General features: G+C 69.6%; 22 protein-coding genes. 3 read left to right on the plus strand and 19 right to left on the minus strand.

Features of this window, described 5'->3' with window-relative positions; translation table 11 throughout:
- Together AC31A1_RS23060 and AC31A1_RS23065 are read right to left on the minus strand one after the other, a co-directional pair.
- A partial coding sequence (locus AC31A1_RS23060) for a primosomal protein N' family DNA-binding protein (RefSeq protein ID WP_489655135.1) occupies positions 1-277 on the minus strand: 277 nt, incomplete at its 3' end.
- A 61-nt stretch (positions 278-338) separates the two neighbouring features.
- A complete protein-coding gene (locus AC31A1_RS23065; protein ID WP_489655136.1) occupies positions 339-869 on the minus strand; it encodes a TetR/AcrR family transcriptional regulator in 531 nt (176 codons plus the stop codon).
- A 68-nt stretch (positions 870-937) separates the two neighbouring features.
- Between AC31A1_RS23065 and AC31A1_RS23070 the strand changes: the two genes are divergently transcribed.
- Positions 938-1,852: an ABC transporter ATP-binding protein gene (locus AC31A1_RS23070; RefSeq protein WP_489655137.1), complete on the plus strand. Its 915-nt coding sequence runs from the start codon at positions 938-940 to the stop codon at positions 1,850-1,852.
- Positions 1,842-2,603 carry an ABC transporter permease gene (locus AC31A1_RS23075; RefSeq protein WP_489655138.1) on the plus strand — a complete coding sequence of 254 codons (762 nt, stop codon included), beginning with the start codon at positions 1,842-1,844 and terminating at the stop codon, positions 2,601-2,603. The genes AC31A1_RS23070 and AC31A1_RS23075 overlap by 11 nt, the downstream gene beginning before the upstream one ends.
- Before the next feature lie 74 nt (positions 2,604-2,677).
- On the opposite strand, the gene metK is transcribed toward AC31A1_RS23075, so the two are convergent.
- The 13 genes from metK to pyrR all read right to left on the minus strand — a co-directional run bounded on the left by metK (position 2,678) and on the right by pyrR (position 16,966).
- Positions 2,678-3,886 carry a methionine adenosyltransferase gene (gene metK / locus AC31A1_RS23080; protein WP_405838104.1) on the minus strand — a complete coding sequence of 403 codons (1,209 nt, stop codon included), beginning with the start codon at positions 3,884-3,886 and terminating at the stop codon, positions 2,678-2,680.
- Between the two features lie 249 nt (positions 3,887-4,135).
- Entirely contained in the window at positions 4,136-5,338 is a 1,203-nt protein-coding gene (gene coaBC / locus AC31A1_RS23085; protein ID WP_489655139.1) for a bifunctional phosphopantothenoylcysteine decarboxylase/phosphopantothenate--cysteine ligase CoaBC, read from the minus strand.
- Positions 5,339-5,450: 112 nt separating this feature from the next.
- Positions 5,451-5,723: a DNA-directed RNA polymerase subunit omega gene (gene rpoZ, locus AC31A1_RS23090; protein WP_019059732.1), complete on the minus strand. Its 273-nt coding sequence runs from the start codon at positions 5,721-5,723 to the stop codon at positions 5,451-5,453.
- Between the two features lie 40 nt (positions 5,724-5,763).
- Positions 5,764-6,357 (minus strand): guanylate kinase, encoded by a 594-nt coding sequence (gmk, locus tag AC31A1_RS23095; RefSeq protein WP_366097417.1) that lies wholly within the window; start codon positions 6,355-6,357, stop codon positions 5,764-5,766.
- Between the two features lie 59 nt (positions 6,358-6,416).
- Positions 6,417-6,740 (minus strand): integration host factor, encoded by a 324-nt coding sequence (locus AC31A1_RS23100; RefSeq protein WP_019059734.1) that lies wholly within the window; start codon positions 6,738-6,740, stop codon positions 6,417-6,419.
- 289 nt (positions 6,741-7,029) lie between these two features.
- Complete coding sequence (pyrF, locus tag AC31A1_RS23105; RefSeq protein WP_489655140.1) at positions 7,030-7,875, minus strand: orotidine-5'-phosphate decarboxylase; 846 nt, start codon at positions 7,873-7,875, stop codon at positions 7,030-7,032.
- Positions 7,872-8,981, minus strand: coding sequence for a quinone-dependent dihydroorotate dehydrogenase (locus tag AC31A1_RS23110; RefSeq protein WP_489655141.1), 1,110 nt, complete (start codon positions 8,979-8,981; stop codon positions 7,872-7,874). The genes pyrF and AC31A1_RS23110 overlap by 4 nt, the downstream gene beginning before the upstream one ends.
- A gap of 54 nt (positions 8,982-9,035) precedes the next feature.
- Entirely contained in the window at positions 9,036-12,344 is a 3,309-nt protein-coding gene (gene carB / locus AC31A1_RS23115) for a carbamoyl-phosphate synthase large subunit (RefSeq protein ID WP_489655142.1), read from the minus strand.
- A complete protein-coding gene (gene carA, locus AC31A1_RS23120; protein ID WP_489655143.1) occupies positions 12,337-13,479 on the minus strand; it encodes a glutamine-hydrolyzing carbamoyl-phosphate synthase small subunit in 1,143 nt (380 codons plus the stop codon). The genes carB and carA overlap by 8 nt, the downstream gene beginning before the upstream one ends.
- Positions 13,476-14,051 carry a PH-like domain-containing protein gene (locus tag AC31A1_RS23125; protein WP_489655144.1) on the minus strand — a complete coding sequence of 192 codons (576 nt, stop codon included), beginning with the start codon at positions 14,049-14,051 and terminating at the stop codon, positions 13,476-13,478. Before AC31A1_RS23125 ends, carA begins: the two co-directional genes overlap by 4 nt.
- The gene (locus tag AC31A1_RS23130) at positions 14,048-15,334 is read right to left on the minus strand and encodes a dihydroorotase (RefSeq protein WP_489655145.1); all 1,287 of its coding nucleotides are present in this window, start codon (positions 15,332-15,334) and stop codon (positions 14,048-14,050) included. The genes AC31A1_RS23125 and AC31A1_RS23130 overlap by 4 nt, the downstream gene beginning before the upstream one ends.
- A gap of 5 nt (positions 15,335-15,339) precedes the next feature.
- A complete protein-coding gene (locus tag AC31A1_RS23135) occupies positions 15,340-16,317 on the minus strand; it encodes an aspartate carbamoyltransferase catalytic subunit (RefSeq protein WP_405946765.1) in 978 nt (325 codons plus the stop codon).
- Between the two features lie 85 nt (positions 16,318-16,402).
- A complete protein-coding gene (pyrR, locus tag AC31A1_RS23140) occupies positions 16,403-16,966 on the minus strand; it encodes a bifunctional pyr operon transcriptional regulator/uracil phosphoribosyltransferase PyrR (RefSeq protein WP_019066396.1) in 564 nt (187 codons plus the stop codon).
- 252 nt (positions 16,967-17,218) lie between these two features.
- On the opposite strand from pyrR, the gene bldD reads away from it, so the two are divergent.
- The gene (gene bldD, locus AC31A1_RS23145) at positions 17,219-17,719 is read left to right on the plus strand and encodes a transcriptional regulator BldD (protein WP_019059743.1); all 501 of its coding nucleotides are present in this window, start codon (positions 17,219-17,221) and stop codon (positions 17,717-17,719) included.
- 168 nt (positions 17,720-17,887) lie between these two features.
- Here the strand turns inward: bldD and nusB are convergent, their stop codons facing one another.
- From nusB to AC31A1_RS23165, 4 genes are all read right to left on the minus strand, one after another.
- Entirely contained in the window at positions 17,888-18,322 is a 435-nt protein-coding gene (gene nusB / locus AC31A1_RS23150) for a transcription antitermination factor NusB (protein WP_019066395.1), read from the minus strand.
- A gap of 2 nt (positions 18,323-18,324) precedes the next feature.
- Entirely contained in the window at positions 18,325-18,891 is a 567-nt protein-coding gene (gene efp / locus AC31A1_RS23155) for an elongation factor P (RefSeq protein ID WP_019059745.1), read from the minus strand.
- A gap of 60 nt (positions 18,892-18,951) precedes the next feature.
- Entirely contained in the window at positions 18,952-20,058 is a 1,107-nt protein-coding gene (locus tag AC31A1_RS23160) for an aminopeptidase P family protein (RefSeq protein WP_489655146.1), read from the minus strand.
- A 168-nt stretch (positions 20,059-20,226) separates the two neighbouring features.
- Positions 20,227-20,928: AAA family ATPase (locus AC31A1_RS23165; RefSeq protein ID WP_489655147.1), on the minus strand; the 702-nt coding region annotated here is incomplete at its 5' end.

Below are 20,928 nucleotides of genomic sequence, written 5' to 3' on the forward strand. Positions count from 1 at the left end.
GCCCGGCCCCGAACCTGACCCGAACCCGCACCCCGGGCTGCGCATCGGCGTCAAGCTCCTCCGGCACCGCATAGTCGAAGTACCGATCAAGATGCAGCACCCCCTTGTCGACGAGCACCCGCGCGACGGGCAACTCCCCGGCCAACGCGGCCCCCCGCCACGTCCGAGGCTTGGCCTTCGGCCCCTTCGCCTGCCGCACACTCTCCCGAATCAGCGCAAGCTGCTCAGGCGGCGCACCCTCCGCCCCGCCGTCCCGTTCCCCGTCCTTGCTGCTCACGCTTGCATTCTTACCAAACGCCACTGACAACGGCCGACCGCCGCCGTACGCACTCGGCTTTCTAGCCCTCGGCCAAGAGCCTGCCGATGAGGTCTTCCGCGAAGGCCATGTCGTCGTCCGGGTCACTGTCCCGGAACCGTCCCCCGGCCTCCGAGGCGGCGAACCCGAGCATGAACGTGGACAGCAGCCGCTCGGTCCGCGGAATCCGCTCCTCCTGAAGACCGGCGGCACGCAGGGCGTCGTAGACCGCATTGCGCGGGCCGACGGCCTCCGGTGTGACCGCCGGCCGTTGGAAGAGCAGCAGGAACAGGTCGGGGTGGCGGCGGGCCGTGGCCCGCATGCTGTGGGCGAGCAGGCGCAGCTGCTCGCGCCAGTCGAGCCCGGGACCGGGCACCTCGATCTCCAGCAGCAGCCGTTCCACGAGGCCGTCGAGGAGTCCCTGTTTGTCGCCGACGTGGCGGTAGAGCGTCATCGGGTTGACGTCGAGTTCCTGCGCGACGGCCCGCATCGTGACGGCCGGCAGCCCTTTCCGGGTCGCCAACTCCCAGGTCACGTCCAGCACTTGATCACGACTGATCCGCCGTGGCGTCACTTGACATCCTCCCTCGAAGCTACGTATACATAGTATACGTATACGTTGTATATATCGAGGGAGTGCTCATGCTGACCGTCAGCGGCCTGCGCAAACGGTGGGGCCCGGTCCAGGCCCTGGACGGCTTCGACCTCCACATCGAGCCCGGCGAGATCTGCGGCCTGATCGGCCACAACGGCGCCGGCAAAACCACCTTCGCCCGCGTCGTCGCCGGCCTGGAGCACCCCGACGCGGGCACAGTCCACGCAGCCGGAGTCGACCTCGCCACAGCCCCACGCTCCGCACGCCGCCTGATCGGCCTCGCACCCCAGGAACTGGCCCTCTACCCGACCGCCACACTCCGCGAGAACCTACGCCTCTACGGCGGCCTCGCCGGCCTGCGCCGAACCGAACTGCGCGCCGAACTGGCCGCCGTAGCCGAGCAGTTGCTCCTCACCGACGTACTCGACCGCCCGATCGCGGCACTCTCCGGCGGCCAACAGCGCCGCGCCCAGGCAGCCACGGTCCTGCTCCCCCGCCCCCGCGTGCTGCTGCTCGACGAACCCACCGTCGGCGCCGACCCCACCACCCGCGAAGCGCTGCTACGACTCGTCAGGACCCGCGCCGAAGAAGGCGCCGCGATCTGCTACACCACGCACTACCTACCGGAGTTGGAGCACCTGGACGCCACGCTCGCGGTCGCCGCGTCCGGCCGGGTGATCGCCCGCGGCAACCGCGCCGACCTCCTCGACGGCCTGCCCGGCGAGGTCACCGTGACGTTCACCGGCGCCGTACCGGAGCACCTGGCACAGACCTCAACTCCCCCTGGGGAACTGCGTTTCAGCACCACGGACCCGGCCCGGGCACTGGCCCGGCTCCTCCGGGACCTGGGCCCCGACACCGCCCGGGTCCGCTCGGCCGCGATCCGCGAACCGTCGCTCGACGACCTCTACCGCAGCCTCGCCGCCCACCAACTCCCCGCGGAGACCCACGATGCGGCCTGAACCGGCGGCAGCCGGGGCCGCCCCGGCCCACCGCACCTGGGTCATGACCCGCCACACCCTCGTCCTGCTCGTACGGGACCCGGGAACCCCGCTCGCCTACACCGTCATGTCCCTGGTGCTGCTGAGCGTGCTCCACCCGGTGTACGACCGCCTAGCCACCCCCGGCACACCGGGCATCGTGCAGGCCGCTCCGGGCATCGCGGTGATGTTCACCCTGCTCGCCCTGGACGTGGCAGGCCAACTCCTGCTCTCCGAACGCACCTGGCACACCTGGGACCGCCTGCGCTCCGGCCCGGCGTCCCCGCCGACGGTCCTGGTAGGCAAGGCCCTCCCCTTGATCGCACTGTTCCTGGCCCAACAATCCGTGCTGTTCCTCTTCGCGACCGCGGCCTTCGGCTTCCCTCTCACCGCCGGCACCTGGCGCCTCCCCCTGCTGGCCCTCCTCTGGGCGGCCTGCGTCACCTCCTGCGGCCTGGCACTCGGCGTCCACGCCCGCACCCAGGGCCAGTTGGCCGCCGCCTCCGACATCGGCGCCCTCACGATCACCTGCCTCAGCGGCTGCCTGGTCCCCCTCACCGTCCTCCCCCACTGGGTCTCCACGGTGGCCCCCGCGACCCCGGGCTACTGGGCCCTCCACGGCTTCCAGGCAGCGGTCACCGGCGACACCCAGGCCTACGCGCACTCGACGGCGGTCATCGCGGCCATCACAGCGGCGGCACTCCTCGTGTCGGCCGGCCGTATCCGCCGCTGACCCTGGTGTGAAAGACCGAGGCCCGGCTCCCCCAAGGGGAAACCGGGCCTCGCAGAGCCTGACGACGAAGGAACCTACAGTCCCGCGGCCTTGCGCAGCGCGTCCACGCGGTCGGTGCGCTCCCACGTGAAGTCGGGGATCTCGCGGCCGAAGTGGCCGTACGCGGCGGTCTGGGCGTAGATCGGGCGCAGCAGGTCCAGGTCGCGGATGATGGCGGCCGGACGCAGGTCGAAGACCTCGTCGATCGCCTTCTCGATCCGATCCGTGTCGACCTTCTCCGTACCGAACGTCTCGACGAACAGACCCACCGGCTCGGCCTTGCCGATCGCGTACGCGACCTGCACCTCGCAGCGCGAGGCGAGGCCCGCGGCGACGACGTTCTTCGCGACCCAGCGCATCGCGTACGCCGCCGAACGGTCCACCTTGGACGGGTCCTTGCCCGAGAACGCGCCACCGCCGTGGCGGGCCATGCCGCCGTACGTGTCGATGATGATCTTGCGGCCGGTCAGACCCGCGTCACCCATCGGGCCGCCGATCTCGAAGCGGCCGGTGGGGTTCACGAGGAGGCGGTAGCCGTCGGTGTCGAGCTTGATGCCCTCTTCCACGAGCGCCTTCAGCTCGGCCTCGACCACGAACTCGCGGATGTCGGGCGCGAGCAGCGACTCCAGGTCGATGTCGCTCGCGTGCTGCGAGGAGACGACCACGGTGTCGAGGCGGACGGCCTTGTCGCCGTCGTACTCGATGGTGACCTGGGTCTTGCCGTCGGGGCGCAGGTACGGGATGGTCCCGTTCTTGCGGACCTCCGAGAGGCGCTTCGAGAGGCGGTGCGCCAGGAAGATCGGGAGCGGCATCAGCGTCGGCGTCTCGTCCGTCGCGTAGCCGAACATCAGGCCCTGGTCGCCGGCGCCCTGCTTGTCGAGCTCGTCCTCGTCACCCTCGACACGGTTCTCGTACGCCGTGTCGACACCCTGCGCGATGTCCGGGGACTGCGCGCCGATGGACACCGAGACGCCGCAGGAGGCGCCGTCGAAGCCCTTCTTAGAGGAGTCGTAACCGATCTCCAGGATCTTGTCCCGGACGAGCTGCGCGATGGGCGCGTAGGTCTTGGTGGTGACCTCGCCGGCCACGTGCACCAGGCCGGTGGTGATCAGCGTCTCGACGGCGACCCGGGAGGTCGGGTCCTCCGCCAGAAGCGCGTCGAGAATGGTGTCGCTGATCTGGTCAGCGATCTTGTCGGGGTGACCTTCGGTCACGGACTCCGAGGTGAAAAGGCGACGGGACACAACGCTCCCTGAGGTTGCAGCGGCTGCTGGCTGATCATTGGCGGACGGACGGGAGCTGCGCCCGACATCGTCCGAGAACAGTTTATCGGTCGCGGTCGACAGACGGTCCACCTGTCTCGCCTCTCGGGAAACGCTGTGACCTGCGGCACGCGCATTTTGCCGAATGCCGAGTGCGGTTGGCCAGAGCCGCCACGCACGAATGTCAGGTTTCGGCGAACTGACAGACGGCTGACAGATGGCTGAAACAATTCAGGCGAGACGGTGTGCGACCAGATCCCACACGGTCTCGGCCAGGGCTTCCTTCGGACCGTACGGAACGGCGGTCTCGCTTCCGTCGGCGCCCAGCACAACCGCCTCGTTCTCCTCGGAACCGAACGTCTTGCGCTCCCCCACCTCGTTCACCACCAGCAGATCGCACCCTTTACGGCCCAGTTTGGTACGGCCGTTGGCGAGGACGTCGTCCGTCTCGGCGGCGAACCCGACGACCACCTGTCCTGGGCGGGCCCGGTCGGCGGCGATCTCCGCGAGGATGTCCGGATTCCGCACCAGGACGATCGGGTCGGGTTCCTTGCCGTCTTTCTTCTTGATCTTCCCGGCCGCGTACTCCGCCGGGCGGAAGTCCGCGACCGCCGCGGCCATGACGACCGCGTCAGCGTCCGCGGCGGCCTTCAGCACCGCTTCCCGCAGCTGTACGGCGGTCCCGACCGGGACGACGTCCACGCCCGCCGGGTCCGGCAGCCCCGTGTTCGCCGCGATCAGCGTGACCCGGGCGCCCCGGGCGGCGGCGGTGCGCGCGAGGGCGTAACCCTGCTTGCCGGAGGAGCGGTTGCCGAGGAAGCGGACCGGGTCGAGGGGCTCGCGGGTGCCGCCGGCGCTGACGACGACGTGCCGGCCCTTGAGGTCGGGCTCGGTGACGCCCCGCGCGAGCACCCGGCGGCAGACCTCGAAGATCTCGGTGGGGTCGGGCAGCCGCCCCTTGCCGGTGTCGACACCGGTCAGCCGGCCGACGGCGGGCTCGATCACGACGGCGCCGTGGCGGCGCAGTGTCGCCACGTTCTCCTGGGTGGCCGGGTGTTCCCACATCTCCGTGTGCATGGCGGGCGCGAAGACGACCGGACAGCGGGCGGTGAGGAGGGTGTTGGTGAGGAGGTCGTCGGCCAGGCCGTGGGCCGCCTTCGCCAGCATGTCCGCCGTCGCCGGAGCCACGACCACCAGGTCGGCGCTCTGGCCGATGCGCACGTGCGGGACCTCGTGGACGTCGTCCCACACCTCGGTCGAGACGGGGTGCCCGGAGAGCGCGGACCAGGTGGCCGCGCCGACGAAGTGCAGGGCGGACGCGGTGGGGACGACACGGACGTCATGGCCCGACTCCGTCAGTCTGCGCAGCAGCTCACAGGCCTTGTACGCGGCGATGCCACCGCTGACCCCCAGAACGACCTTGGGCTTGTCCACCGTCTCTCCCCGAGCTCGGAAACGTGCGTGCGACCAATGCGACTCCTACGACTCCATGACACACCACAGGCCCGACAGTCGCTGCCGGGCCTGTGGATAAAGCTGCTGCGTCTCAGGTCGCGGGGCCCTCGACGGCCTCGGAGGTCAGCAGACCCGCGTTGATCTCACGCAGGGCGATGGAGAGCGGCTTCTCGTGGACGTGGGTGTCGACGAGCGGACCGACGTACTCCAGGAGACCCTCGCCGAGCTGCGAGTAGTACGCGTTGATCTGACGGGCACGCTTGGCGGCGTAGATCACGAGGCTGTACTTCGAATCGGTGGCCTCAAGAAGCTCGTCGATCGGAGGGTTGATGATGCCCTCGGGAGCGGTGATGGAAGAGGACACGCTCTGCCTTCCGAAAGATGGGATGAGATCGGAAAAACGATCACACAACTTCCATCAAGGCTAGCAGCTCGCGCGCTACGTCCTCGACGGAGGTGTTGACCAGGGTCGCGTCGAACTCGGGCTCCGCCGCGAGTTCGATCTTGGCCGCGTCCAGGCGGCGCTCGATCACCTCGGGCGGCTCGGTGCCCCGTCCGGTGAGCCTGCGCACCAGCTCCTCCCAGGAGGGAGGAGCCAGGAACACCGAGTGCGCCTCGGACATGGACTCGCGGACCTGCCGGGCGCCCTGGAGATCGATCTCCAGGAGGACCGGCACGCCGGACTCCAGGTGCTCCAGCACAGCCGTACGCGGCGTGCCGTAGCGGTTGCCGGCGAATTCGGCCCACTCCAGAAGCTCGCCGTTGGCGATCAGCTTGTCCATCTCCTCGTCGGAGACGAAGAAGTAGTGGACGCCGTGCTTCTCGCCGGGGCGGGGCCTGCGGGTCGTCGCCGACACCGAGAGCCACACCTCGGGGTGTTCCTTGCGCATATGGGCGACGACCGTGCTCTTGCCGACCCCGGAAGGGCCGGAGAGCACGGTCAGCCGCGGACGTACGTCCGGGGGCTCGGGGGTCGTCCCCCGGAATGTTGCAGCCATGCAGCGATTATTCCAGCAATCCCGGTGTGCCCGGGACTCCCTGTCCGGAGTACCCGGACTCAGGAACCAGTGCTGCCGAACTCACGCTCCAGGGAGGCGATCTGGTTGGAACCAAGGCCACGGACACGGCGGCTCTCGGAGATACCGAGTCGCTCCATGATCTGCTTGGCGCGGACCTTGCCCACGCCGGGCAGGGACTCAAGCAGGGCGGAGACCTTCATCTTGCCGATGACGTCGTTCTCCTGGCCCTGCTTGATGACGTCATGCAGGGAGGCGCCGGAGTGCTTGAGTCGATTCTTGACCTCGGCCCGCTCCCGGCGAGCCGCGGCGGCCTTTTCGAGCGCGGCTGCGCGCTGTTCAGGGGTAAGGGGCGGAAGAGCCACGCCTACGTCACCTCGGATGTCGAACTGTCGGATACGGACCGGTGAGGAACCTAGTCGCCCCACACCTGGGGAGCTACGAGCAACACGCTTGCCCGTTGACTCTGCTCGGAGACTAGCGGCCAGGGACGCCAGAGTCAGCGAGAACAGAGGAAAAGTCCTGGTCAGCCTGCGCCAGGCCGGACATTTCCGACATAACGCCCCTGATTTGAGGATGTATTCAGACTCAAGTCGCTCCGGAGTCGCTCGTGGAGCCACTCATCGGAGGACTCGATCGACCCGTTCGAACACCTCAGACGGTCGCAAAGGCGACGCGGATCTCCTCCGCGAAGCGTTCCGAGGCCGCTCGCAGCGCTCCCACGTCGGGACCGTGACGTAGAACACCTCGGCTCACGTTCGGGACGACATTGCGCAGCACCGCTCCGAAGACCCCGGGAAGATCGGCCGGAGTGGCCCCCTGCGCCCCGATGCCGGGCGCGAGGATCGGACCGTCGAACGCGAGGTCGTACGACGACAGGTCGCCCAGCGTGGCGCCGACGACGGCCCCGAAGGAGCCCAGCGGCTCCTCCCCGGCGTTCTCGGCGGCCAGGTGGGCCAGCATGGTCGCTCCGATGTTCCGGCCGTCCGCGCGGACGGCGTGCTGCACCTCGCCGCCCTCCGGGTTGGAGGTCAGCGCGAGCACGAAGAGGCCCGCGCCGCTCTCCCGCGCCAGTTCGATCGCCGGGGCGAGCGAGCCGTAGCCGAGATACGGCGAGACGGTCAGCGCGTCGGAGAACAGCGGGGAGTCCTTCCGGAGGAATGCCTCGGCGTACGCGACCATGGTCGAGCCGATGTCACCGCGCTTGGCGTCCATCACGACCAGCGCGCCGGCTGCCCGCGCCTCCTCGACCGACTTCTCCAGGACGGCGATCCCGCGCGAGCCGAAGCGCTCGAAGAAGGCACTCTGCGGCTTGAAGACGGCAACCCGGTCGGCCAGCGCCTCGACGACCGTCCGGCTGAACCGCTCCAGGCCGGCGACATCGTCGTTCAGGCCCCACTCGGTGAGCAGCGAGGCATGGGGGTCGATGCCGACGCAGAGCGGGCCACGCTCGTCCATGGCCTGGCGGAGGCGTGCACCGAAGGGTTCCAGGGGGCTCATACCGGCTGCTTCCTTACGTCGGCGCCGACCGCGTCGGCGAGGGTGGTGTACGGGCTCGTGCGCAGGCGCGCGGCGAGGCCCTTGTGAATGGCGCGGCCCCAGAAGGGCCCCTCGTAGATGAAGGCGCTGTAGCCCTGCACGAGCGTGGCACCGGCGAGGATGCGCTGCCAGGCGTCCTCGGCGTCTTCGATGCCGCCGACGCCCACGAGGGTGATCCGGTTACCCACGCGCGCGTAGAGGCGGCGCAGTACCTCCAGGGAGCGGGACTTCAGGGGCGCTCCCGACAGTCCGCCGGTCTCCTTGACGAGTTCAGGTTCGGATTTCAAACCGAGGCCCTCGCGCGCGATGGTGGTGTTCGTGGCGATGATCCCGTCCAGGCCGAGTTCGACGGCGAGGTCGGCGACCGCGTCCACGTCCTCGTCGGCGAGGTCCGGGGCGATCTTCACCAGCAGCGGGACGCGGCGGTCGGTCACCGCGCGGTCGGCGGCCTCACGGACGGCGGTCAGCAGCGGGCGCAGTGCCTCGGTCGCCTGGAGGTTGCGCAGCCCGGGCGTGTTGGGCGACGACACGTTGACGACGAGATAGTCGGCGTGCCGGGCGAGTCTCTCGGCCGACTTCGCGTAGTCGCCGACGGCCTCCTCCTCGGGTACGACCTTGGTCTTGCCGATGTTGACGCCGACGACGGTCCTGAAGACCGCCTCACGGGCCGCCAGGCGGGCCGCCACGGCCGCGGAGCCCTCGTTGTTGAAGCCCATGCGGTTGATCAGCGCGCGGTCCGGCACGAGGCGGAACAGCCGCTTCTTGGGGTTGCCGGGCTGCGGCTCCCCCGTGACCGTGCCGATCTCGACATGGTCGAAGCCGAGCATCGACATGCCGTCGATCGCGACCGCGTTCTTGTCGAAGCCCGCGGCGAGCCCGAACGGGCCGTGCATGCGCAGCCCGAATGCCTCCGTACGCAACTCCTCGAACCGGGGCGCGAGGGCGGCCGCGACGAACGTCCGCAGGACGGGGATGCGGACGGCGAGCCGGATCCAGCGGAAGGCGAGGTGATGGGCCTGCTCCGGGTCCATCCGTTTGAAGGCCAGGCGGAAGAAAAGCTTGTACATCTCAGTGTCCTCACGAGAAGGGGGACACCGTTTCCGGTGTCCCCCTCAAGGCTGCTAGTCGCGGGCCGCGGTCAGGTGTTCGGCGTGTTCCTGGAGTGAACGCACGCCCACGTCACCGTGGTTGAGGGCGTCGATGCCCTGGACGGCGGCGGCGAGCGCCTGGACCGTCGTGAGGCAGGGCACGGAGCGCGCCACGGCCGCCGTACGGATCTCGTAGCCGTCGAGGCGGCCGCCGGTGCCGTACGGGGTGTTGACGATGAGGTCGACCTCGCCGTCGTGGATGAGCTGGACGATGGTCTTCTCGCCGTTCGGGCCGACGCCCTCAGACTGCTTGCGGACGACCGTCGCGTTCAGGCCGTTGCGCTTGAGGACCTCGGCGGTGCCGGACGTGGCGAGCAACTCGAAGCCGTGGGCGACCAGTTCGCGCGCCGGGAAGATCATCGAGCGCTTGTCGCGGTTGGCGACGGAGATGAAGGCGCGGCCCTTGGTGGGCAGCGGGCCGTAGGCGCCCGCCTGGGACTTGGCGTACGCCGTGCCGAAGACGGAGTCGATGCCCATGACCTCGCCGGTGGAGCGCATCTCCGGGCCGAGGACCGTGTCGACGCCGCGCCCGTGGATGTCGCGGAAGCGCGACCACGGCATGACGGCCTCCTTGACGGAGATCGGTGCGTCGAGCGGCAGTGTGCCACCGTCGCCGTTGGCCGGCAGCAGGCCCTCGGCCCGAAGCTCGGCGACCGTCGCGCCCAGCGAGATGCGGGCGGCGGCCTTCGCGAGCGGTACCGCGGTCGCCTTCGAGGTGAAGGGGACCGTACGGGACGCGCGCGGGTTGGCCTCCAGGACGTAGAGGATGTCCCCGGCCATCGCGAACTGGATGTTGATCAGTCCGCGCACGCCGACACCCTTGGCGATGGCCTCGGTTGAGGTCCGCAGGCGCTTGATGTCGAAGCCGCCCAGGGTGATCGGCGGCAGGGCGCAGGCAGAGTCGCCGGAGTGGATGCCGGCCTCCTCGATGTGCTCCATGACACCGCCGAGGTACAGCTCGTGGCCGTCGTAGAGCGCGTCGACGTCGATCTCGATGGCGTCGTCGAGGAAGCGGTCGACCAGGACCGGCCGGGAGGGGCTGATCTCGGTGGACTCGGCGATGTACGACTCCAGGCGGGTCTCGTCGTAGACGATCTCCATGCCGCGGCCGCCGAGGACGTACGACGGGCGGACGAGGACCGGGTAGCCGATCTCGTCGGCGATGGCCTTGGCGCCGACGAAGGTGGTCGCCGTGCCGTGCTTGGGGGCCGGGAGGCCCGCCTCCGCGAGGACCTGGCCGAAGGCGCCGCGGTCCTCGGCGGCGTGGATCGCCTCCGGGGACGTGCCGACGACCGGGACGCCGTTGTCCTTGAGGGACTGTGCCAGTCCCAGCGGGGTCTGGCCGCCGAGCTGCACGATGACACCGGCGACCGGTCCGGCCTGCTGCTCGGCGTGGACGATCTCCAGCACGTCTTCCAGCGTGAGCGGCTCGAAGTACAGGCGGTCGGAGGTGTCGTAGTCCGTGGAGACGGTCTCGGGGTTGCAGTTGACCATCACGGTCTCGTAGCCGGCGTCGCTGAGCGCGAAGGAGGCGTGGACGCAGGAGTAGTCGAACTCGATGCCCTGGCCGATGCGGTTGGGTCCGGAGCCCAGGATGATGACCGCGGGCTTCTCGCGCGGGGCGACCTCGTTCTCCTCGTCGTAGGACGAGTAGAAGTACGGGGTCTTCGCGGCGAACTCGGCGGCGCAGGTGTCGACCGTCTTGTAGACCGGGCGGATGCCGAGTGCGTGCCGGACCTCGCGGACGACGTCCTCGCGCAGGCCGCGGATCTCGCCGATCTGCTGGTCGGAGAAGCCGTGCCGCTTGGCCTCGGCGAGCAGCTCCGGGTCCAGCTTGTCGGCGGCGGCCAGCTCGTCGGCGATCTCCTTGATGAGGAAGAGCTGGTCGACGAACCAGGGGTCGATCTTCGTGTAGTCGAAGACCTCCTCCTGGGTGGCGCCCGCGCGGATGGCCTGCATGACGGTGTTGATCCGGCCGTCGGTGGGCCGTACGGCCTCTTCGAGGAGCTGGGTCTTGTCGCCGGGCTCGCCGACGAAGGTGAACTGGCTGCCCTTCTTCTCCAGGGAGCGCAGCGCCTTCTGGAAGGCCTCGGTGAAGTTGCGGCCGATGGCCATGGCCTCGCCGACCGACTTCATGGTGGTGGTGAGGGTGGAGTCGGCGGACGGGAACTTCTCGAAGGCGAAACGGGGCGCCTTGACGACCACGTAGTCGAGGGTCGGCTCGAAGGAGGCCGGGGTCTCGCGCGTGATGTCGTTCGGGATCTCGTCGAGCGTGTAGCCGACGGCCAGCTTGGCGGCGATCTTGGCGATCGGGAAGCCGGTGGCCTTGGAGGCGAGGGCCGAGGAGCGGGACACGCGCGGGTTCATCTCGATGACGATGACGCGGCCGTCGACCGGGTCGATCGCGAACTGGATGTTGCAGCCGCCGGTGTCGACGCCGACCTCGCGGATGATCGCGATGCCCACGTCGCGCAGCACCTGGTACTCGCGGTCGGTCAGCGTCATCGCCGGGGCGACGGTGATCGAGTCGCCGGTGTGCACGCCCATGGGGTCGAAGTTCTCGATGGAGCAGACGACCACGACGTTGTCGTTCTTGTCGCGCATCAGCTCCAGCTCGTACTCCTTCCAGCCGAGGATGGACTCCTCCAGGAGGACCTCGGTGGTGGGAGACAGAGTGAGGCCCTGGCCGGCGATGCGGCGCAGTTCCTCCTCGTCGTGCGCGAAGCCGGAACCGGCGCCGCCCATGGTGAAGGAGGGGCGGACGACGACCGGGTAGCCGCCGAGCGTGTCGACGCCCTGGATGACGTCGTCCATGGAGTGGCAGATGACCGAGCGGGCGGACTCGCCGTACCCGATCTTCTGGCGGACGGCCTCGACGACGCCCTTGAAGAGGTCGCGGTCCTCGCCCTTGTTGATGGCCTCGACATTGGCGCCGATCAGCTCGACGCCGTACTTCTCCAGGGTGCCCGCCTCGTGCAGCGAGATGGCGGTGTTGAGCGCCGTCTGGCCGCCCAGGGTGGGCAGCAGGGCGTCCGGCCGCTCCTTGGCGATGATCTTCTCGACGAAGTCCGGGGTGATCGGCTCGACATAGGTGGCGTCGGCGATCTCCGGGTCGGTCATGATCGTCGCCGGGTTGGAGTTGACCAGGATGACGCGGAGGCCCTCGGCGCGCAGGATGCGGCAGGCCTGGGTGCCGGAGTAGTCGAACTCGGCGGCCTGGCCGATGACGATCGGGCCGGAGCCGATGACCAGGACGGACTGGATATCGGTGCGCTTAGGCACGCTGGCCCTCCATCAAAGATGTGAAGCGGTCGAACAGGTAGGCGGCGTCGTGCGGGCCGGCCGCCGCCTCGGGGTGGTACTGGACGCTGAACGCCGGCCGGTCGAGCAGCCGCAGCCCCTCGACGACCTGGTCGTTCAGGCAGACGTGCGAGACCTCGGCGCGGCCGTAGGGCGTGTCGGAGACCTTGTCGAGGGGCGCGTCGACGGCGAAGCCGTGGTTGTGCGCGGTGACCTCGACCTTGCCGGTCGTACGGTCCTGCACGGGCTGGTTGATGCCCCGGTGGCCGTACTTCAGCTTGTACGTGCCGAAGCCGAGCGCGCGGCCGAGGATCTGGTTGCCGAAGCAGATGCCGAAGAGCGGCGTACCGCGCTCCAGGACGGCCTGCATGACGGCGACCGGGTGGTCGGCGGTGGCGGGGTCGCCGGGGCCGTTGGAGAAGAAGACCCCGTCGGGCTGTACGGCGTACACGTCCTCGACGGTCGCGGTGGCCGGGAGCACGTGCACCTCGATGCCGCGCTCGGCCATGCGGTGCGGGGTCATGCCCTTGATGCCGAGGTCGACGGCGGCGACGGTGAACTTCTTCTCACCGATCGCGGGGACGACGTACGTCTCCTTGGTGGCGACCTCGGCGGAGAGGTCGGCGCCCGTCATCTCGGGGGCCTGGCGCACCTCGGCGAGCATGGTGCCGTCGTCGGGCAGCGCGCTGCCGGAGAAGATGCCGACGCGCATGGCGCCGCGCTCGCGCAGATGGCGGGTCAACGCGCGCGTGTCGATGCCGGAGATCCCGACGACGCCCTGGTTGCGCAGCTCCTCGTCCAGGGAGCGGCGGGAGCGCCAGTTGGAGGGCACGCGCGCGGGGTCGCGCACCACGTAGCCGGCGACCCAGATGCGCTGGGACTCGGGGTCCTCGTCGTTCACACCGGTGTTGCCGATGTGCGGGGCGGTCATCACGACGACCTGGCGGTGGTACGACGGGTCGGTGAGGGTCTCCTGGTAGCCGGTCATGCCGGTGGAGAACACGGCCTCGCCGAAGGTCACCCCCACGGACCCGTAGGCGCGGCCGCGGAAGATCCGGCCGTCCTCCAGGACGAGTACGGCGGGAACCTTGGCGGCTCCCCTTGTGGAGGTCGTCATCGTGCGCCTTCCGTGTCGATGCTCTTGTTGATCATGCTGTTCAAGGTCTCGACCCACTCCGTGTGCTCGGCCGCGTGGTCGGAGCGGAACCCGGAGTCGATCAGCCGGTCGCCGTGTGCCCACGTCACGACCAGCAGGCCGCCCTCGCTGAGGACCTTCCCGGCGATGCCCTTGCCGAGCAGGGCCTCGCGCAGCGCCCCGGCCGGGATGAAGAAGTCGGTGGCTCCCGGTCGTACGACATCCAGGCCGGCCTCCGTCAGCGTCAGCTCGACCCGGCTGCGGGTGCCCAGGCCGTGCGCCACGATGCGGTCGAGCCACTGCCCGGCGGTGGTGGAGCCGTGGTAGCGGCCGCTCATCGTCAGTCTCGCCTCGCCGGGCTCTTCCGGCGCGGTGGGCAGCTCGGGGATGTCGCCCTGGAGCGTGCCGCGCCACTTCCAGCCCTCGCGCATCAGCCAGTAGACGAGCGCGATGAACAGGGCGAGGCCGACGAGCCAGCCGATACGGGCGGCCCAGTCGGTCACCGGGGCGGACTTCTCCCCGGCCGCGAGGTGGGTCAGTTCCAGAGGTGTCACGTGAGCTTCCCGTCGACGAGCGTGGCCTTGCCCCGGAGCCAGGTGTGCGTCACACGGCCCGGCAGCTCACGCCCCTCGTACGGGGTGTTGCGACTGCGCGAAGCGAAGCCCGCGGGGTCCACCGACCCACGGTATTCCGTGTCGACGAGCGTGAGGTTGGCGGGCTCACCAGCCGAGACGGGACGGCCGTGACCCACCGCCCGCCCGATCTCTGCGGGCTTGGCGGACATGCGCTCGGCGACCCCGGCCCAGGTGAGGAGCCCGGTGTCCACCATGGTCTCCTGCACCACTGACAACGCGGTCTCCAGGCCGACCATCCCCATGGCGGCGGCGGCCCACTCGCAGTCCTTGTCCTCGTGCGGGTGCGGGGCGTGGTCGGTGGCGACGATGTCGATCGTGCCGTCGGCGAGCGCCTCGCGCAGGGCCAGCACATCGCGCTCGGTGCGCAGCGGCGGGTTGACCTTGAAGACGGGGTTGTAGGAGCGCACCAGCTCATCCGTGAGGAGGAGATGGTGCGGAGTGACCTCGGCGGTCACGTCGATGCCCCGGGACTTGGCCCAGCGGACGATCTCGACGGACCCGGCGGTCGAGAGGTGGCAGATGTGGACGCGGGAGCCGACGTGCTCGGCGAGCAGGACGTCCCGGGCGATGATCGATTCCTCGGCCACCGCCGGCCAGCCCCCGAGCCCGAGTTCGGCGGAGACGACGCCCTCGTTCATCTGGGCGCCCTCGGTGAGGCGCGGCTCCTGCGCGTGCTGGGCGACGACTCCGCCGAAGGCCTTCACGTACTCCAGCGCGCGGCGCATGATCACCGCGTCGTCGACGCACTTGCCGTCGTCCGAGAAGACGGTGACCCCGGCGGCCGACTCGTGCATGGCGCCCAGCTCGGCGAGCTTCTTGCCCTCCAGGCCGACCGTGACGGCGCCGATGGGCTGCACATCGCAGTAGCCGTGTTCCTGGCCGAGCCGGTAGACCTGCTCGACGACTCCGGCGGTGTCAGCGACGGGGAAGGTGTTGGCCATGGCGAACACGGCTGTGTAACCACCGCTGGCAGCCGCGCGGGTACCGGTCAGGACGGTCTCGGAGTCCTCGCGGCCGGGCTCGCGCAGGTGGGTGTGCAGGTCGACGAGGCCCGGCAGCAGCACCTTGCCGTCGGCCTCGACGACCTCGGCGCCGTCGGCGCTCAGACCGACGCCCACCGCCGCAATCTGCGAACCGTCGATCAGGACGTCCTGCGGCTCGCCGCCGAGCACCTTCGCACCACGGATCAGGATCTTGCTCATGTGACTTACTTCTCCTCGATACGGGCGTGGCTGACGGCGGGTTCGTTGCCGCCCAGAAGCAGATAGAGCACGGCCATCCGGATGGACACTCCGTTTGCGACCTGCTCGACGACGGTGCAGCGGTCCGAGTCGGCGACCTCGGCGGTGATCTCCATGCCCCGGACCATCGGCCCCGGGTGCATCACGATGGCGTGCTCGGGCATCTTCGCCATCCGCTCGCCGTCGAGGCCGTAGCGCCGCGAGTACTCGCGCTCGGTCGGGAAGAACGCCGCGTTCATGCGCTCGCGCTGCACGCGCAGCAGCATCACCGCGTCGGACTTGGAGAGCGTGCTGTCGAGGTCGTACGACACCTCGCAGGGCCAGGCCTCGACGCCGACCGGCACCAGGGTGGGCGGGGCGACGAGGGTGACCTCGGCGCCCAGGGTGTGCAGCAGGTCGACGTTCGAGCGGGCGACGCGGCTGTGCAGGATGTCGCCGACGAGCGTGATCCGCTTGCCGGCCAGGTCCTGCCCGAGCCCGGCGTCCCGGCCGACCAGCCGGCGCCGCATGGTGAACGCGTCCAACAGGGCCTGCGTCGGGTGCTGGTGGGTGCCGTCCCCGGCGTTGATGACGGCCGCGTCGATCCACCCGGAGGTGGCGAGCCGGTACGGCGCCCCGGAGGCACCGTGCCGGATCACGACCGCGTCGACGCCCATGGCCTCCAGGGTCTGCGCGGTGTCCTTCAGGGACTCGCCCTTGGAGACGCTCGACCCCTTGGCGGTGAAGTTGATGACGTCGGCGGAGAGGCGCTTCTCGGCGGCTTCGAAGGAGATACGCGTGCGCGTGGAGTCCTCGAAGAAGAGGTTGACGACGGTACGGCCGCGCAGGGTCGGCAGTTTCTTGATCGGCCGGTCGGCGACCCTGGCCATCTCCTCGGCGGTGTCGAGGATCAGGACGGCGTCGTCGCGGGTGAGGTCGGCGGCCGAGATGAGATGACGCTGCATCTGTCAGGCTCCGTAAGGCAGTTCGCGAAAGAGGGAGATTCCGGGCAGACGGGGGCACGCCGAACCGGCGTACGCCCTCGGCCCGCTACGGGGTCTGCTTGGCGCCGAGCAGCACGGTGTCGCGACCGTCCTCCTCGGCGAGCTGGACCTTGACCGTCTCCCGCAGCGACGTGGGGAGGTTCTTGCCGACGTAGTCGGCGCGGATCGGCAGTTCGCGGTGGCCTCTGTCGACCAGGACCGCGAGCTGCACCGCGCGGGGGCGCCCGATGTCATTCAGGGCGTCGAGGGCGGCGCGGATGGTGCGGCCGGAGAAGAGCACGTCGTCGACGAGGACGACCAGGCGGCCGTCGATGCCGTCACCGGGGATGTCGGTGCGGGCCAGCGCGCGGGGCGGGTGCATGCGCAGGTCGTCGCGGTACATGGTGATGTCGAGGGAGCCGACCGGGATCTTGCGGTCGGTGATCTCTTCGAGCTTGACGGCGAGCCGCTGGGCGAGGAAGACGCCCCGGGTCGGGATGCCGAGGAGCACCACGTCGTCGGCGCCCTTGGCGCGTTCGACGATCTCGTGGGCGATGCGGGTCAGGACCCGCGCGATGTCGGGGGCTTCGAGAACCGGCCGTGCATCGGACTCGTACTGCTGGGTGTCCATAAGAAACGGACCTCCTTCTCCGCCTCACAGGACGGACGTTAAAGGACGTCGGATTTGCGCCAACCACGGTAGCAGGCCGGGGCGACACCCCTGATCACCCCTATGGAGTAATCGGACACCGCTACCACGGAAGAGCCGGTGCGGACCATTCGGCTTGACGCAGCAGCGTAACGCTGCGTAACCTCACAGTGAGTTACCAGCCGCGCGGCGCGGAAACACTGCAGCCGCGTCGACACAGTGTCCGGGAGCTATATGTCCAGCGAATACGCCAAACAGCTCGGGGCCAAGCTCCGGGCCATCCGCACCCAGCAGGGCCTTTCCCTCCACGGTGTCGAGGAGAAGTCACAGGGACGCTGGAAGGCGGTCGTGGTCGGGTCGTACGAGCGCGGCGACCGCGCCGTCACCGTGCAGCGCCTCGCCGAGTTGGCCGACTTCTACGGGGTTCCGGTGCAGGAGCTGCTGCCGGGCACCACGCCGGGCGGGGCCGCCGAGCCGCCGCCGAAGCTGGTCCTGGACCTGGAGCGGCTGGCCCACGTGCCCGCCGAAAAGGCCGGCCCGCTACAGCGCTACGCGGCGACGATCCAGTCGCAGCGCGGTGACTACAACGGCAAGGTGCTCTCGATCCGCCAGGACGACCTGCGCACACTCGCCGTCATCTACGACCAGTCGCCCTCGGTCCTCACCGAGCAGCTCATCAGCTGGGGCGTGCTGGACGCGGACGCGCGTCGCGCGGTCTCCCACGAGGAGAACTGAGCCGCTTCCCGTCTGAGCAGAAACGTGCCGCCGGGGTGGCCGGAACTTCACTGTTCCGGCCACCCCGGCGGCTTTCTGCGGGCCTCAGGAGCCTCACGGGCACCCGGGAACGCCGGAGGGCCCGCAGCGGTTGCTGCGGGCCCTCCGGCGTTTCGCTCGCGTACTGCTCTACGCCTCGTCGCGGCGCAGCGAGGGCTTCAGGTCCTTGAAACGGCCCAGCAGGCCGTTCACGAACGAGGGCGACTCGTCCGTGGAGAACTCCTTCGCCAGCTGCACCATCTCGTCGAGGACGACGGCGTCCGGGGTCTCGTCGGCCCAGATCAGCTCGTAGGCGCCGAGGCGCAGGATGTTGCGGTCCACCACGGGCATGCGGTCGAGCGTCCAGCCGACCGAGTACTGCGCGATCAGCTCGTCGATGCGGCGCGCGTGCTGCGCGTACCCCTCGACCAGCTCCATCGTGTACTCGCTGACCGGGGGCTGCCGGGTGTCGTCCCGGGAGAGCCGGATCCAGTCCGCGAGGACGGTCTGGACGCCGACACCGCGCTGGTCGCCCTCGAAGAGGATCTGGAAGGCGCGCTTGCGGGCCGTATTGCGGGCAGCCACGGTTAGCTGTTCACCCGGCCGAGGTAGTCGCTGGAGCGGGTGTCGACCTTGATCTTCTCACCGGTGGTGATGAAGAGCGGGACCTGGATCTGGTAGCCGGTCTCCAGGGTGGCGGGCTTGGTGCCACCGGTGGAGCGGTCGCCCTGGACGCCGGGCTCGGTCTCCTGGATGACCAGCTCGACGGCGGCCGGCAGCTCGACGAAGAGCACCTCGCCCTCGTGCTGCGCGACCGTGGCGGTGAAGCCCTCGATCAGGAAGTTGGCGGCGTCGCCGACGGCCTTGCGGTCGACCATGAGCTGGTCATAGGTCTCCATGTCCATGAAGACGAAGTACTCGCCGTCCATGTACGAGAACTGCATGTCGCGCTTGTCGACAGTGGCCGTCTCGACCTTGACGCCGGCGTTGAACGTCTTGTCGACGACCTTGCCGGAGAGCACGTTCTTGAGCTTGGTGCGCACGAAGGCAGGGCCCTTGCCGGGCTTGACGTGCTGGAACTCGACGACGGACCAGAGCTGGCCCCCGTCGAGCTTGAGCACCAGGCCGTTCTTGAGGTCGTTCGTGGAAGCCACGGTTGCGGAATCTCCTGGACTGACGTGGACGACCACGGGACACGCGCACAGCTCGAAAAGCTAGAGCGCGAGCAGCTCCTTGGTCGTGATGGTGAGTAGCTCGGGTCCGCCGTCCGCCTCAGGGCGTACGACGAGCGTGTCATCGATCCGGACACCGCCCCGGCCCGGGAGGTGAACCCCCGGTTCGACGGTGACCGGCACGCAAGCGTCCAGTTTACCCATGGCCGCGGGGGCCAGCTGCGGCTCCTCGTCGATTTCGAGCCCGACACCGTGGCCGGTGAGGGCTGCGAGGCCCTCCGAGTACCCCGCGGAGTCCAGCACCTGGCGGGCCGCGCGGTCCACGTCGCGGTAGGCGGCGCCCGGGGTCAGGGACTCCCGCGCGGCCCTCTGGGCGGCGAAGACGAGGTCGTACAGCTCGATCTGCCAGTCGGCGGGAGAGGTCCCGATGACGAACGTCCGGCCGATCTCACAACGGTATCCGCGATAGGTGGCACCGAGGCAGACGGAAAGGAAATCTCCTTCCTCGACCCTGCGATCGGTCGGCCGGTGGCCGCGTCGGCCGGAGTGCGGGCCGGTGGCGACGGAGGTCGCGAAGGCGGGCCCGTCCGCTCCGTGGTCGACGAGCCGTCGCTCCAGTTCGAGGGCGAGATGGCGTTCGGTGCGGCCGACGAGGATCGACTCCAGCAGCTCTCCGAGGGCCTGGTCGGCGATCTCGGCGGCGATTCTCAGACAGGAGATCTCCTCCTCGTCCTTGACCACCCGCAGCTGTTCGACCGCGCCGCCGATGTCGGTGAGGCGGAGTGTGGGGGCGACCGAGCGGAGGGCTCGGTGGCGGGCCACGGTGAGGTGGTGTTCCTCTACGGCCATGGATTCGGCGCCGTGCGCTGCCGCGAGGTCCGCGGCGGATACGGCGGGGTCTCCATCGGGGCCGGGGAGTGTGTGGATGCGCAGGGCCTCGTCGGGGCGGCCCTCAGGCGGGCGTTCGTCCAGCGGGCCCGTGCAGACCAGCGTGTCCTCGCGCTTGCCGAGTAGCAGGACGGTGCCCTGCGGGGCTGGACCGGCCAGGTAGCGGACGTTGGCCGGGCGAGTGACCAGGGTGGACTGGCTGCCGGCGGCTTGGGCGCGTTCCCTCAGCCTGGCTCGGCGGGCTGCGTAGACCTCTGACATGAGATGAGCGTAGGAGCGGTGGCTGGATTGTGCTGGTTGGGAGAGTGCCGTTCGGGGGACGCAGCATGAGTTTCGGCTGCGGGTCTGTGGGGGCTGAGCGCGCCCACGCGGCGGAGCCGCATATACGACACAGCCCCGCGCCCCTTAGGGGAGACCACTTCCCGGTGATTACCAGCTCGGCGGGCTTGCTATCGATCGTGCGAGTACGCCGTTCAGGACCTGGGCCGTCTGCTGGACGTCCATCTGGGAGTTGTCGATGATCGGGAGGCCCGAGCCGTACCAGCCGGCCATGCGGCCGTGGATGCGGGCGACCTCCTCGTCGGTGAGGCGGCGGTTGCCGGAGCGTTCGGCGTTGCGTTCCAGGACGATTTCCAGGCCCGGGAGAAGGACGACGGGGAGGAGGCCGGGGCCCACGTGGCGTTTCCAGCCGCCGAGGCCGACCACCGGGCGGTCGGGGAAGACCGCGTCGTCGAGGATGCAGGAGATGCCGTTGGCGAGGAAGTTGCGGGCGGCGAAGCCGCAGGTGCGTCGGGCGAGACGGTACTGGGCCTCGGAGTGGTCGTTCCAGCCGGACTGGGGGTCGGCGAAGCCCGAGCGGACCCATTCGCGTACGTCGTCCAGGCTGATGTGGGCGGTGGGGACCCGGCGGTGGTCCGCCCAGTACTTGGCGACGCTCGTCTTGCCCGCGCCGGCGGGGCCGATGAGCAGCACCGCGAGGGTCGTGGAGGTCGGGTCGGCCGCGGCCTGCGCCGGTGGCGTGCTGGGCATGGGGACGGGGCCGCCCGGCGGGAGCTGGACGTGGCCGGTGGTGTCCGGGGCGTGGCGCGGGACCGCGTGCGGCGACGGCGGGGTGGGTGCGAAGCCCGGGGC

Source organism: Streptomyces sp. P5F9 (genome assembly GCF_057961495.1).

Coding starts and splice junctions, on each gene's coding strand:
- AC31A1_RS23110 (WP_489655141.1), bottom strand. CDS start 8,981: ATGTACAAGCTTTTCTTCCGCCTGGCCTTCAAACGGATGGACCCGGAG.
- carA (WP_489655143.1), bottom strand. CDS start 13,479: ATGACGACCTCCACAAGGGGAGCCGCCAAGGTTCCCGCCGTACTCGTC.
- AC31A1_RS23160 (WP_489655146.1), bottom strand. CDS start 20,058: ATGTCAGAGGTCTACGCAGCCCGCCGAGCCAGGCTGAGGGAACGCGCC.
- AC31A1_RS23130 (WP_489655145.1), bottom strand. CDS start 15,334: ATGAGCAAGATCCTGATCCGTGGTGCGAAGGTGCTCGGCGGCGAGCCG.
- gmk (WP_366097417.1), bottom strand. CDS start 6,357: ATGGCTGCAACATTCCGGGGGACGACCCCCGAGCCCCCGGACGTACGT.
- bldD (WP_019059743.1), top strand. CDS start 17,219: ATGTCCAGCGAATACGCCAAACAGCTCGGGGCCAAGCTCCGGGCCATC.
- AC31A1_RS23075 (WP_489655138.1), top strand. CDS start 1,842: ATGCGGCCTGAACCGGCGGCAGCCGGGGCCGCCCCGGCCCACCGCACC.
- AC31A1_RS23070 (WP_489655137.1), top strand. CDS start 938: ATGCTGACCGTCAGCGGCCTGCGCAAACGGTGGGGCCCGGTCCAGGCC.
- pyrF (WP_489655140.1), bottom strand. CDS start 7,875: ATGAGCCCCCTGGAACCCTTCGGTGCACGCCTCCGCCAGGCCATGGAC.
- pyrR (WP_019066396.1), bottom strand. CDS start 16,966: ATGGACACCCAGCAGTACGAGTCCGATGCACGGCCGGTTCTCGAAGCC.
- AC31A1_RS23135 (WP_405946765.1), bottom strand. CDS start 16,317: ATGCAGCGTCATCTCATCTCGGCCGCCGACCTCACCCGCGACGACGCC.